The organism is Microbacterium oxydans, assembly GCF_026559675.1.
In the GTDB taxonomy this organism is placed as follows: domain Bacteria; phylum Actinomycetota; class Actinomycetes; order Actinomycetales; family Microbacteriaceae; genus Microbacterium; species Microbacterium oxydans_D.
On sequence record NZ_CP092891.1, the window covers coordinates 3138559 to 3151910 of the forward strand.

The following is a 13352-nucleotide window of genomic DNA, read 5'->3' on the forward strand; positions in this document are numbered from 1 at the left end:
GCACGTATTGTGTAAACTCGTCCTGTGAAACAGAGCTGGAGAGTCTACAAGCGCGACGTCAAGAGACTCTCCCGCGTACCCAAGGCCTGGATCATCATCATCGGGGTGCTGATCACCCCCGCCCTGTACGCCTGGTTCAACATCAACGCGTTCTGGGACCCCTACGCCAACACCGCGAACATCCGCGTGGCCGTCGTCGATCTCGACCACGGCGCCACGTCCGATCTCACCGGTCGCATCGACATCGGCGATCAGGTCACCGACCAGCTCCAGGACAACGACCAGCTCGGCTGGACCTTCATGGGCGAGGACGAGGCACAGGAGGCGGTCAGGACGGGCGACGTCTATGCCGCCATCGTCATCCCCGCGCAGTTCAGCGAAGACCTGCTCAGCATCACCAGCGGCGACTTCACGCAGCCCGCACTGCAGTACTACGTGAACGAGAAGGCCGGGGCGATCGCACCGAAGATCACCGACGTCGGCGCCTCCGAGCTCGACAAGCAGATCACCAGCGCCTTCAAGGAGCAGGTGGCCCTCGCGGCGACGAACGCGCTCAAGGACGTCGGCGACTCCACCGAGCTGCGCCTGCTGAACGCCAGGGACAGCACCCTCAACGCCTTCGACAAGGCGACGGAGACGCTGACATCGGCCCGGGGGAACCTCGCCGAGGTGCAGGACGGCCTGTCCTCGTCGCGCGGCACGCTCTCCTCCGCCCGGAACACGCTGGCCGACGTCGACCGGTCACTCGGCGACGTGCAGAAGTCGCTCGTCCAGACGCAGTCGATCATCGCCGAGACGCAGAAGGAGGTGATCGCCTTCACCGACAGCGCCACCACCGCCTTCCTCAAGGGGACCACCCTGCTCGCCGACGCCTCGTCGAAGGCGAACGTCTCGATCACCCGTCTCACCCAGAGCCTCGAACAGGCCGGTGTGCGCATCGACGCCGGGATCGAGGACGTCTCGAAGGTGCTCGAGGCGAACGAGGCCGCGGTCGACCGTCTGCAGACCCTGCTCGACGACACCGATCTGAGCGACGAGACGAAGCAGCGTCTGAGCGAGGTCATCGCCTCCCTGCAGGAGCGCAACGCCACCGACCAGCAGCTGCTCGCCGACCTCACCGACCTCAAGGCCGGCGCATCCGACACGGTCCGCTCCGTCCAGGCGACGGCGGATGCGGTCGACAAGGCGATGCAGGACACGAGGGACGCCTCCTCGGCGATGCGCGACATCCTCACCGGCACCGTCCCCTCGTTGAACGCCGCGATGTCGCAGCTGTCGGCGAGCGTCGGCTCTTTCTCGGCGGCGCTGGGGGCGCAGAAGGACGTGCTCGCGCAGGCCGACCAGCTGCTGGCCGGGCTGGACGCGCAACTCGTCGCCACCTCGTCGTCCCTGCAGAGCTTCGACAGCGATCTCGCCGGCATCGAGGAGGGCGTGCGCTCGTCGCGCACCGACGTCGTCGCGCTCAGCGCCGCATCCGAGTGGGGCCTGCTCGGCACCCTCACCGACCTGGACCCCGCGCAGATCGCGCAGTTCGTCGCCTCGCCCGTCGAGGTGGACGAGCACCTCGTGTTCCCGGTCGCCACCTACGGGTCGGCGATGGCCGCGCTCTTCACGAACCTGTCGCTGTGGATCGGCGCCTTCGTGCTCATGGTGATCTTCCGGGTCGAGGTCGACACCGAGGACGTCGAGGGCGTCACGGTGCGCGAGGCGTACCTCGGACGCTTCTTCCTCTTCGCGACGCTCGCCATCGGCCAGGCGCTGATCGTGTGCATCGGAAACCTCATCATCGGCGTGCAGACCGTCAGCGCACTCGCCTTCGTCGGCACCGGTGTGCTCATCGCCCTCGCCTACGTGAGCATCATCTACGCCCTCTGCGTGGCGTTCGGACACGTGGGCCGCGGCCTCTGCATCCTCCTGGTGATCATGCAGATCCCCGGCGCATCCGGGCTGTACCCCATCGAGCTGATGCCCGGATTCTTCCGCGCGATCTATCCGCTCCTCCCGTTCTCCTACGGCATCGACGCCCTGCGCGAGACGATCGGCGGCTTCTACGGCGCCCACTACTGGCGCTTCCTGGGTGCCCTGGCGGTGTTCGTCGCGCTCGCGTTCCTCCTCGGCCTCGTGCTGCGGCGCCGGCTCGCGAACTTCAACCTGCTCTTCAACCGCCAGGTCCTCTCGACCGACCTGCTGATCGGCGAGAAGGTGCAGGTCGTCGGTCGCGGGTACCGGCTCACCGATGTGATCCGCGCCCTGTCGAACCGCGGCGAGTACCGCGCGGACCTGGCTCAGCGCGCCGAGCTGTTCACACGGCGCTACCCGGTGCTGCTCAAGGCGACGGTGCTCACGGGCGTCGCGGGACTCGTCGTGCTCGGCGTGATCACCTGGGCGCTGCCCGGATCGAAGGCGCTGCTGCTGGGCCTGTGGACCCTCTGGATCCTGCTCGTCATCGGGTTCCTCGTGACGATCGAGTACATCAAGCACAGCTTCGAGAGCGGCGAGGAGATCGCCGCACTCGACGACGCCGACCTGCGCGACCTCGCTCTCGCCGGTCGCGCGGGCCGCGATGCGGTCCTGTCGTCGGAGGCGCCCGGTCCCCTCCCCTCGCAGACGGAGGCGGCGACGCGCCCGCTGCTCATCGACGACCCGGCGGCGGATGACGCCGTCGCCGCCGAGGCCACCACCCGCGTCACGACGATCGTCGCGGCGGAGTCGGACGACCCGGCCTCCGCGACGGACGCCGACGCGCTGCTGACCGAATGGTTCGAGCCCGAGCCCGAGCCCGAATCCGACGACCAGTCCGAGCCCGAATCCGACGACCAGTCCGAGTCGGAGACCACGTCACGGGCAGAGACGACGTCGCCGGAGGAGGCGGATGCGCCCGAGTCGGCGGAAGCCCCGGACGAACCGGAAGCCCCGGAAGAACCGGAGCACCCGGAAGAACCGGACGAAGAGGGACAGACGGAAGAAGGGGAGCACCGCGCGTGAAGAACATCCTGCAGCTGACGCTCCGCGACGTGCGTCACGCGACTCAGAACGTGATGGCCTGCATCGTCCTGTTCGGTCTCGTCGTCATCCCCTCCCTGTTCACCTGGTTCAACGTCATCGCCAGCTGGGACCCGTTCGCCAACACCAAGGACCTGAAGATCGCCGTCGCCAGCACGGATGCCGGATACGAGAGCGACCTCGTCCCGATCCGCATCAACGTCGGCGAGCAGGTCCTCTCCCAGCTCCGCGGGAACGACCAGCTCGACTGGATCATCACCGACGAGCACGACGCCATCGACGGGACGAAGTCGGGCGAGTACTACGCCGCCATCGTGCTGCCGGAGACGTTCAGCGCCGACATGCTGACGTTCTACGCGGACGGCGGCGACCGGACGCACATCGCGCTCTACACGAACGAGAAGAAGAACGCGCTGGCCCCGAAGATCACCGGCCAGGGCGCGGAGGGCGTCTCCTCCGCGATCAGCGAGGAGTTCACCCAGACGCTCGGCGACGTCGCCCTCGGCCTCATCTCGTCGATGTCGGACTACCTCACCGACGAGGACACGCAGGCGGCGCTGACCCGCGTCGAGGCGCGGCTCGGGAGCGTGGCCGACCAGCTGCGCTCCGGCGCCCACACGGCCGACTCGTTCACCGCCCTGATCGAGGCGAGCGAACCGCTGCTCGACAGCGCCTCGGCCCTCGTCGGCACGGCCGGCGAGGCGTTCCGGGACACGTCGGGCGCTCTCGGCAGCGGTGTCGACGCAGCGGGCACGCTGAAGTCGACCCTGCAGACGGCGACACAGTCCCTGGCGGATGCCCTCGCGGCGACCTCGGACAGCTACGACGCGGTCGGCCGGCGGATCGACGAGCTGTATGCCGGAGCGGACTCGCTGAGCGGCAGCCAGGTGCAGGCGATCACCACGCTCGCGCAGCGGGTGCAGCAGCAGATCGATCAGTACACCGCGCTCAAGGAGACACTGGAGACGCAGGTCGGGCCGCAGCTTCCCGAGTCGGCACAGCCGGCCTTCGCCGCCGTGATCTCGCGGCTCGACGAGGCCATCGCCCGGCAGCAGGCGCTGCAGGAGCAGCTGCAGAAGTCGGCGACGGAGATCGCGGCGGGCAACGACGCGGCGCAGAGCTCCCACCAGGAGATCAAGGCCGCGATCGCGGATGCGAAGAAGGCGATCGCGGATGCGCGGAGCACCTATGACAACGGTCTGAAGGCGCAGCTGGACGCCCTGTCGTCCACGCTCACGCAGATCGGCTCCGACGTGTCGGCGATCCGCTCCGACCTGTCCGGGATCACGTCGGGCCTCTCCGGCGCCTCGGATTCCGTGCGGTCGACGCTGTCGCGGGCGCAAGAGGCGACGACGCAGCTGTCCACCTCGCTGAACACGATGGCCGACCGGTTCGACGAGGTGCAGCAGGCGATGGCGAAGGCCGCGGACACCGGCGACCTCGGCGAGCTGATCGGTGCCGACCCCGGGGTGCTCGCCACCTCCCTCGCCGAGCCGGTGCGCCTCGACCGCACGGCCGTCTTCCCCGTGGCGGGCTTCGGCGCGGCCATGGCCCCGCTGTACATGATCCTCGCGCTATGGGTGGGCGCGCTGCTGATGACCGTGACGATCCGCGTCGACGTGAACGCCGAGACGCTGCCCGACCGGCCGGAGCTCACCCCGACGCAGAAGTACCTCGGCCGCTACGGCATCTTCGGGTTGGTCGGCCTCGCGCAGAGCACGCTCCTGACGCTCGGCCTGATCCTGTTCGTGCAGGTTCAACCCGCCCATCCCTTCCTGCTCATCCTGGCCGGGTGGGTGATCTCGACCGTGTTCACCCTCATCGTCTACACGGCGGTCGTCGCGTTCGGCAACGCCGGCAAGGCGCTCGCGGTGCTGCTCCTGGTGATCCAGATCTCGGGCTCCGGCGGTGCGTACCCGCTGCAGCTGCTGCCCGAATGGTTCCAGAGCATCAGCCCCTTCCTCCCGGCGACCTACGCGGTGAACATGGTGCGGTCGGCGATCGCCGGCGTCTATCAGGGCGACTTCTGGCTGTCCCTGGGCGCGCTCGCGCTGTTCATCATCCCGGCGCTGCTCCTCGGCCTCGTGCTCCGGCGCCCGCTGATGACCTACAACCGCAAGCTCGTCGAAGCACTCGCCTCGACCAAGGTGATGTCGTGACCACCGCGAACACTCCGGCCCCCCGCGGTCGTCGGCGCGATGCCCTGGCGAACCGCGAGGCGCTGCTGCGCGCGGCGCAGGCCGTGCTCGCCACGAACCCGCATGCCTCCCTCGATGCGATCGCGCAGGCAGCCGGGCTCACGCGACGAGCCGTCTACGGCCACTTCGCCGACCGCGACAGCCTCCTGCGGGAGGTGATCGCCGTGGGCGCACAGCGCTTCAACACGATCGCCGAGACCACCGACGATCCCGATCCGCGGGTGACTCTGGCCCGCATGGCGACACGCCTGTGGCGGGAGGCCTCCGCGGTGCGCGCCTCGGCCAACATCGCCCTCGATGATGCTCATCTCGCGGACACCGTGCTCGCCCTCACACCGCTGCGCCGCCGCATCCGCGATCTGACGAAGACCGGCGTGGAGTCGGGGGCGTTCCGCGGCGACATGCCTCCCGTCCTCCTCGCGTTCCTCATCGAGGAGACCGCGCGGGCCACGCTGCGCGAGCTGCGTCTGACCACGGACGACGCCGACTCGACCGTCGTCCGCGTCGTGCTGAGCATCGTCGGCCTCTCCTGGACCGAGCAGGCCGAGCTCCTCCGCGCCCACCCCGAGATCTTCGCCCAGGACTGACCTCTCCGGTCGGGCGGCGCGGGTCGCGCATTCTCAGACCTGCCCTCGCCCGTGTCAACGCCTGGCGGAGACGCCGGCTCCGGAGGGAGACTCGTCACCCACCCCAGGCGATTGGAGACTCCCATGTCAGACGCTCAGGCATACCCCGACGGCGAGAGCGAAGTGGAAGCGGAGGGCATCGACCCCGACTTCCCGTCGACCGACGACGGCTCGACCGATCCCGACGAGGACGACGACGCCGACGCCTGACGCGCGCCTTGACGCGCACTCATCCCCTGCACCAGGATGAGGTCCCACACGCTCGAAGAGGGCGACAACCGGGGGGGTATCGTGCGTCGACTCGGGGAGGGAAGTCCTGGGTCGGCCCGGATGACCGCCGCAGTCACCGCCATCGGCGGACTGCTTCTGCTCAGCTCGACCATGACCGGGTGCACGGGTGAGGCGATAGCGACCCCCGGCCCGACGGAGACGTCGAGCGCGTCCCCGCAGGCCGGCGAGACGGCGGCGCCGGCGCCGACACCGATACCGACACCGACACCGGCACCGGCAGACGTGGTGCACTACGTGCCCGATGGCGAGGACATCCTCGCGAGCGTGGACAACCAGCAGGCAGCCAACCAGATCGGCGTGTTCCCTGTGACGCACAAGAACGCCGTGGTCTACCTCACCTGCACCGGCGAAGGCATGGTCGTGATCGAGATCGCTCCGTTGGGGACCTTCTCCTTGGAATGCGCAGCGACAGTTGCGTCGGAGAATCAGTTCCAGGTCAGCGAGTACGACGAGTTCCGGGTCGGCATCCGGTCCATTGCGGGCCAGACCTGGGCCGCAACCATCACGACGCGCGACTGACGTCGTCGGTCCGATGTCAGATCGGAAGCGCCCGCCGGTGAGTGCATCCGGGCCGACGCCGGGTGACGGCGGTCAGCTCTCGGAGCCGTCCGGGGTGTCGAGCACCTCGTCGACGAGCATGATTCCGCCGGTCGAGTTGGCGGAGTGCATGAGCTCCTCGATCCATCGCACGTTGAGCTGCGGCGTTTCCGGCTCGTCGAACGTGAAGCGGAGCGGGATCGACGGGTGCAGCCAGATCGTGGAACGGCCGACGGGGTCGCCCTCGGGGTGCTTCCACGAGAGCGTGAAGCTCTCGTTGCGACGCAGCTTGGTGGCGATGACCACCTTCAGATGAGCGAGCGCCCGGTCTTCGATATGGATCTCGTCACCGCTGCCGTACTGGACCGTTCCCATGTCAGAACCCTAGCCGGAATCGACCGACGACCGAGTTGAGGAGCCCCTCGGCACGTCGTACAATTCTGGTGAATTCTGGCGGGCTGACGGGCGCCCGTTCGACCAGGCGGTGCAGGATTCTGCCCCCTCGGGTGCGGTGCGCTCCTCGGCAGCCAAGGCTGACTGATGGGAGTGTTGAGATGTCTGCGATGCCCGATCCCCGGTTCGAGCTTCGGAAGATCACCGATACCGAGTGGCTGATCCTCGACCACCGGTACGCGTCGAACGATTCTCGGCAGACGGTCGCCTGCGTCTACCAGGTGGATGCCGTCGAGGTCGAGGTCCTGTGGCTGCGGGACCTCCCGCTGGCGAACTGCTACATGTCCGCCATGGACGTGCTCGAGGACGTGCAGCGGTTCCATGCACCCCGCCGTGCCGGTCGCCCGATCCCCATTCCGCACCGCCCGCCGCTGGCCACCGCCTGAACGGTTCGGGCTCGCGGACGCGCCCCGCCCCCACGTGACGGAGTGCCGACGCGGACGGGAGAATGGAGGACATGTCCGCGAGATCCCGTCGGCCGCTCCTCTCCTCCGTGCGAAGGCTGCTGCACACCGACCCCTCGGCCGTGGCGCACACCGAGGCCATGCCCGTCATCGACGAGCGCACCGTCCCCCGGGTGCTCGATCTCGCGACGCGCATCGGGGAGTCGATGTTCGCGGTCGGCGCCTCCGCCCACGAGGTCACGCTCGCGATCACGCGCGTCTGCGATGCGTACGGGATGCGGGGCGTGCAGGTCGACGTCACGTACAACTCGATCACGGTGTCGTTCCACCTGAGCGGCGAGGTCTGGCCGGAGACCCTCGTCCGGGTCGTCCGGGTGACGGCTCCCGATCACGCGAAGCTGCAGCGGGTGCAGGCTCTCGTCGCCGACATCGACGACGGGCTCGACCTCGAATCCGCCCGCACGACGTTCCGCGCGATCCGTCGGATGCCGTTCCGTTACCAGCAGCCGGTCGTGATCGTGGCCCGAGCGCTGCTCGCGGTCGGCGTCAGCATCATGCTCGGCGCCTCGCCGATCATCGTCGGCCTCACGTTCGTCGCCGCGCTCGGTGCGGCCCTGACGCAGGCCGGGCTCGCCCGGCTCCGGGTCCCGCTGTTCTTCAGCCAGATCGCGGGAGGCCTGGTCACGACGGTCGTGGCACTCGCGGTGTCGGCGCTCGGTGCCGCGGGCATCGAGCCGTTCGTGGGCATCCGCCCGTCGATCATCGTGGCCTCGGGAATCGTGCTGATGCTCGCCGGCCTCACCGTGGTCGGCGCCGCGCAGGACGCGATCGACGGCTTCGCTCTCACGGCGGGCGGGCGCATCCTCGACCTCACGATGCAGACGCTCGGTGTCGTCATCGGCATCCTCGTCGGACTCGAGCTGGGCAGCGCCCTGGGCTTCACGATGGACCTGCCCGACGACCCGGCGCCGTTCGGTCCGCTGCTGAACCAGTTCGTCGGCGCGATCATCGTCGCGGTGGCCGTGGCCGTGTTCAACGGCGCCGGCATCCGGATCATCCTCGTGAGCGCACTGCTCAGTGCCGTGACCCTCGCCGGCTACTCCGCCACGATCGCGCTGAACGTGCACCCCGCCGCGGCGAGCGCGATCGGCGCCCTGCTCGCGAGCTTCCTCGGGATGCTGATCGCCCGGAACCTGCACGTGCCGTCGGTGGCGGTGACGACCGCGGCGATCGTGCCGCTCGTCCCCGGTGTCGCGGTGTTCCAGGGGCTGCTGGAGATGGTGCACGCCGCCGGCACCTCCTCCGCGGGCGTGCTGGTGTCGGGCGGATCGCTCATCGACGCCGCGGTGATCGGCATCGGTCTCGCGTCCGGCGCCTCCCTCGGCCTGTACCTCGGCACCCCGGTGCGGGCGACGCTCGCGAGCGTCGCGAAGACCCGCGCCCGCGTGCGGCGCTGAGCAGTTCTCCGCCCCGGGAGCGGGCGGACATGCCCTAGGTCGCGACGGTGCATGTGCGTTCCAGATAGTCGTCGATCGCCGTGAGGCTGGCGCACACCAGGTGCTGATCAGACAGCGGGCCTCACCGTCCTACGGGTCGACGAGGTCGAACGTCATGTCCTCCGCGTCCGGACCCCAGGGGCCCCAGATCACGTCCGGGTCGTACACGTCGACCGAGGTCTCGTGGGCTGGTCCCCAGAATCCGTCGCCGTCGAGGGCACGGAAGGTGAAGTGGTACCAGCCCACGCCGTTCATCACGAGTCGCTTGCGCGTGTATCCGCTCTGGTCCAGCGTGATCGTCGCGGAGACGCCCTGCATCGTGTCGACGAACACCGTGCCGTTCGCGGGGCCGGTGATCGCGATCACGACACCCGTGGTCTGCGCCTCGCTCAGGAGCATGTCCTCGAACCCCTCGATGTGCTCGAACCCCTGCACGGTCAGGGGCAGCACGGTGAAGGTGCCCGACATGGCTGCCGACGGCGACACGGCGTCGTACGTCCAGACCCGATAGTCGTAGACGCCCGGTTCGAGCTCGAGCCCGCGCGCATCGAAGCTCCAGCTCCCGTCGCCGGCGACCGGTGGCGTGTAGCGCTGCGCCGCCAGCTCGACCACCACGGCGCGGCCCGGTGTCGTCTTCCCCTGGACGACGGGCGCCAGGTATCCCGAGAAGGTGGAGGGAGTGGTGACCCCGGGGGATCCTCCCGTCGAGGGGTCGATACCGGGGCCGGGGGTCTCGGGGCCGGCGGGATCCGGACGGGTGGGGGCGATCGGACCCTGCCTGTCGGGGTCGTCGGTGAGCTCCACCACGGGGATGCGGGGATCGTTCACGCCCGGCCCGATGGCCGGCTCCACCGGTTCGGGCCGCGGGGTCGTCGGCGCCGGCGTCTGCGGGACGACCACCCGGATCACGCTCGGGGCGGTCGTCGGGTCCACTCCCGCCACAGCCGGCGACGGGGCGGGAGGGAGCAGAAGCGTGGAGACGATGACCCCGCTCACCGTGAGGACACTCAGGCCCCCGGCGATGAGCCAGCCCGTGAGCCCGGCGCCGGCGGTCACCGCGGCGACGGCAGCGGCGGTCGTCCCCGAGGTCAGGGACGCCAGCGACGGCACGCCCAGCCCGGCGGAGCCCAGCAGGATCGCGAGCGTCTTGCCCTCGAGACGTGCGGATCCGCCGCGCAGGCTGTGGAGCAGGTCTCGGCAGCTGTCGCAGATCGTCAGGTGGGTGTCGACCTCGGCGGCCAGCGCGGCGTTCCGCGGCTCGGTCACGTACTGCGGGAACAGCCGCGCGACATGGGCGACGTCCTCGCGGAGCGCGAGGGGGATCTGTGTGCTGAGCCACTGGAACTTCAGCCCCGTCCGCGCTCGCCGCTGCAGGGCGGACACCGCGTTGGGTCTGATCCCGAGCTCTTTGGCGATCTCCGGTCGGCTCCGGTCGTCGACCTCGGCGAGCCAGAGCACGCGCTGCCATCGCTCGGGCAGCTCGCGGAATGCCGAGATCACCTCTGCCGAATCGGACTGCTTCTCCAGCCGGCTGAGGCCGTCGTGCGGGTCGACCTGATCCAGGTCCTCGGCGCTCAGGACGCGCTCGGCCTCCCGGTTCCACTTGATCGCCAAGTTGCGGATCACGGCTTTCAGGTACGAGCGGAACGCATACCGCGGACCCTTGTCCGTCGCCGTGACCTGCTGGTAGATCGCGAGGAACGACTCGGACACGAGGTCGTCGGCGCGCGAGGGGAACAGCCGGTGGGCGTAGCGGTACGCCGCACCGGAATGGCGACGCCACAGCGCCTCGTAACTGCGGGCATCTCCGCCGCGCAGACCGTGAAGAAGTTCCGCATCGCTGCGCGCGTCCGACACGCCGTCTCCCCCGCTCGCACTCTCCGTCAGGACCAACGTAGGGCATCCACGGGGTCCGCGGTTCTGCTCGGCGACACGGAGGAATCCCGCGTCACCTTTCACGGCCTGCCGACTCCGATCAGCACCAGCACGGCGACATACTCGCGGCTCAGCGCGACCTCATCGGTGTTCACCTGGGGAGACGTGTTCGGAGACGGCAAGGATCTGACGCTGACCCTCACCACCGTCCCCAACGGCGCGAACAACATGACCATCAACCAGGCGAACAACTTCGTGCTGGACAGCAGTCAGCAGGGCGGGGAGGCAGAGCCCAGCGTGCGGTTGTCGCTCGACACCGCCGACCTCCCGCGTCTACCTGTCCGACGGCGCGGGCACCGGCACCTACAACGCGGACTGGATCCGCGGCCAGGGCACGGGGACGAACCCCTGGCGTCCCTTCACCGGATCGCCGAACGCGGAGGTCGCGCCCGGCAGCGCGGCTGGAAACGTCGATGTCACGGCGCCATCCGCCAGCGCGTTCAGTCTCACCTTCGCCGCCAACAACTCCGGCCGCGCCCTCGGAGAGCGCCCGAACCAGAACATCTGGGTCGGGCCGTTCAGCTTCACCGCGCTGAACCCGGCCTGCGCCCTCTGACCGGGACGGAGTAGTGCGAGGCCCCGCAGGGCCGTTTCCCGTGCGGGGCCTCAGCCGTGCGTCTGCGAGCGCGGTGTCCGACGCTCGTGGAAGCTCGAAGGCGGTGCACCGAACGTGCGCGTGAACGCGGCGGTGAACGAGGCCGGAGACGCGTAGCCCAGGTCGCCCGCCACCTGGGCCACCGGCATCCGGCGCAGCAGTGTGATGCTCGCCAGCAGCCGGGCCCGCGTGCGCCACATCGACGGACTCATCCCGGTGGCCTCCCGGAAACGGCGGTCGAAGTTCCTCGTGCTCATCATCGCTGCGCGCGCCCAGTCGACGTTCGTGAGGGCGACGTCGGGGCGCCCGAGGTACTCCGTGCACAGGGATCGGAACGGCTCCGCCCGGGGGAGCGACACGGAGAGCGGAAGCGGAGTCACCCGCTGCAGCTCCTGGAGGATCAGCTGGACGACGGCACCATCACGACCGGAGGCGTCATATCCGGCATCGAAGTCGTTCGCCTCCCGCAGGAGCTCTCGGAGGAGCGGCTCGACCTCGATCACCGTGCAGGAGGCGGGCCACCACGGCACGGCGCTCGGCTCGATGTAGAGGCTCCAGGTCGTGACATCCCGCATCCGCACCTGATGGGAGGTCTGCGGAGGGATGAGGACGGCGCGGTTGGTGGGGATGGTCCAGGACCCGTCGAGGGTCTCCACCTGCATGATGCCCGTGGCTCCGTAGAGGAGCTGGGCCCGGCGGTGCGCGTGATGCGCCAGCAGGTGGTCGGGCGGATAGTCCGTGCCGATCGGGAGGACGTCGACGGGGAGCCCGTCATATCTCTCCAGCCGGACGTTTCTCACCCCTCGATCCTATTGGCTGAGACTCTATAGTCATCGGCTGATACGAGATTGTCGGCCGGGGCTCGACGCGATCGACTGGAGTGGTGTCCTTCGCTCTTCTCCTCCTCGTCGGCCTCGCTGTCGGCATCACCACGGTTCTCTTCGGTTTCGGCGGTGGATTCGTCACGGTCCCGGTCATCACCCTGATCGACGCCTCGCTCGGCGGCGACGGCGTGCGGGTGGCGACCGCGACCTCGGCTCTCGTGATGCTCGTCAACGCCGTCGTCGCGACCGCCGCGACCTCCCGCTCGGTACTGGGCGGTCTCGGCGGACGACGAGGTCTGTTCGCGCTGCTCGCGGTCGGCGGGGCGGCGGGCGCCGCGGCCTCTCGATTCGCACCGGTCGCGCTCCTCAAGTGGGGTTTCGTGGCCTACATCGTTCTCACGATCGCGGATCTCGTGGTCCGTCCCGGCTTCCTCCGACCCCTCCCCCCGCACCGCATCGCGGGCGCAGCTGTGCGCACAGGCGGCGTTCCGGATTGGCTCGGTCTCCCCATCGGGACGGTTGCGGCCTTCCTCGGTGTCGGCGGAAGCGTCATGACCGTGCCGATGATGCGCCGGGCCGGCGCCAGCATGCAGATCGCCGCGGCTCTGGCCAATCCGCTCACTCTCGCGATCGTCCTCCCCGCGCTGATCGTGTCGCTGTGCACGTCCGGAGCCCTCCCCCACTCCGAGGGCCTGATCGGATCGGTGGACGTCGTCTCCGCGGTGGCGCTTCTCCTCGGATCCATCCCTGTCGTCATCCTGCTGCGTCGGCGTCCGCCTCGGATCCCCGATCGCGTCCACTCCTGGACCTACGTCGCGCTCCTCGCCACGGCGGCGACCACCGTCGCGGTTGCCGGATAGCGCGCGAAGCGGACGGCACCCGGGGCATCGATCTCCTCGAAGAACACGGTGATTGCGCGAGACGAGGGTGGGGGACGATACTCACGCTGAGGCCATCGGCCTCACCGCGACCACGGAAGCAGGGACCTCG

At 69.3% G+C, this 13352-nt stretch carries 11 protein-coding genes; 8 read left to right on the forward strand and 3 right to left on the reverse strand.

Annotated elements, in window-relative coordinates; translation table 11 throughout:
- The first annotated feature begins 24 nt into the window (after window positions 1-24).
- The 5 genes from MME74_RS15215 to MME74_RS15235 all read left to right on the forward strand — a co-directional run bounded on the left by MME74_RS15215 (window position 25) and on the right by MME74_RS15235 (window position 6637).
- Complete coding sequence (locus tag MME74_RS15215) at window positions 25-2985, forward strand: YhgE/Pip domain-containing protein (RefSeq protein ID WP_267415902.1); 2961 nt, start codon at window positions 25-27, stop codon at window positions 2983-2985.
- Window positions 2982-5162, forward strand: coding sequence for a YhgE/Pip domain-containing protein (locus MME74_RS15220; RefSeq protein WP_267415903.1), 2181 nt, complete (start codon window positions 2982-2984; stop codon window positions 5160-5162). Before MME74_RS15215 ends, MME74_RS15220 begins: the two co-directional genes overlap by 4 nt.
- The gene (locus MME74_RS15225; RefSeq protein ID WP_267415904.1) at window positions 5159-5788 is read left to right on the forward strand and encodes a TetR/AcrR family transcriptional regulator; all 630 of its coding nucleotides are present in this window, start codon (window positions 5159-5161) and stop codon (window positions 5786-5788) included. Before MME74_RS15220 ends, MME74_RS15225 begins: the two co-directional genes overlap by 4 nt.
- A gap of 123 nt (window positions 5789-5911) precedes the next feature.
- Window positions 5912-6037, forward strand: coding sequence for a hypothetical protein (locus MME74_RS15230; RefSeq protein ID WP_267415905.1), 126 nt, complete (start codon window positions 5912-5914; stop codon window positions 6035-6037).
- A gap of 120 nt (window positions 6038-6157) precedes the next feature.
- A complete protein-coding gene (locus tag MME74_RS15235) occupies window positions 6158-6637 on the forward strand; it encodes a hypothetical protein (protein ID WP_267415906.1) in 480 nt (159 codons plus the stop codon).
- 72 nt (window positions 6638-6709) lie between these two features.
- Here MME74_RS15235 and MME74_RS15240 read toward each other — a convergent pair whose 3' ends face one another.
- On the reverse strand, window positions 6710-7030 hold the full coding sequence (locus tag MME74_RS15240) for a hypothetical protein (protein WP_267415907.1): 321 nt from the start codon (window positions 7028-7030) through the stop codon (window positions 6710-6712).
- Window positions 7031-7218: 188 nt separating this feature from the next.
- Between MME74_RS15240 and MME74_RS15245 the strand changes: the two genes are divergently transcribed.
- Window positions 7219-7494 (forward strand): hypothetical protein, encoded by a 276-nt coding sequence (locus MME74_RS15245; RefSeq protein ID WP_324170119.1) that lies wholly within the window; start codon window positions 7219-7221, stop codon window positions 7492-7494.
- Between the two features lie 71 nt (window positions 7495-7565).
- Window positions 7566-8969: a threonine/serine ThrE exporter family protein gene (locus MME74_RS15250; protein WP_267415909.1), complete on the forward strand. Its 1404-nt coding sequence runs from the start codon at window positions 7566-7568 to the stop codon at window positions 8967-8969.
- Between the two features lie 129 nt (window positions 8970-9098).
- On the opposite strand, the gene MME74_RS15255 is transcribed toward MME74_RS15250, so the two are convergent.
- Window positions 9099-10865 (reverse strand): RNA polymerase sigma factor, encoded by a 1767-nt coding sequence (locus MME74_RS15255; protein ID WP_267415910.1) that lies wholly within the window; start codon window positions 10863-10865, stop codon window positions 9099-9101.
- Window positions 10866-11549: 684 nt separating this feature from the next.
- Window positions 11550-12338 carry an AraC family transcriptional regulator gene (locus MME74_RS15260; protein WP_267415911.1) on the reverse strand — a complete coding sequence of 263 codons (789 nt, stop codon included), beginning with the start codon at window positions 12336-12338 and terminating at the stop codon, window positions 11550-11552.
- A gap of 83 nt (window positions 12339-12421) precedes the next feature.
- Between MME74_RS15260 and MME74_RS15265 the strand changes: the two genes are divergently transcribed.
- Window positions 12422-13222, forward strand: a complete 801-nt coding sequence (locus MME74_RS15265; protein WP_267415912.1) for a sulfite exporter TauE/SafE family protein — start codon at window positions 12422-12424, stop codon at window positions 13220-13222.
- Window positions 13223-13352: the final 130 nt, after the last annotated feature.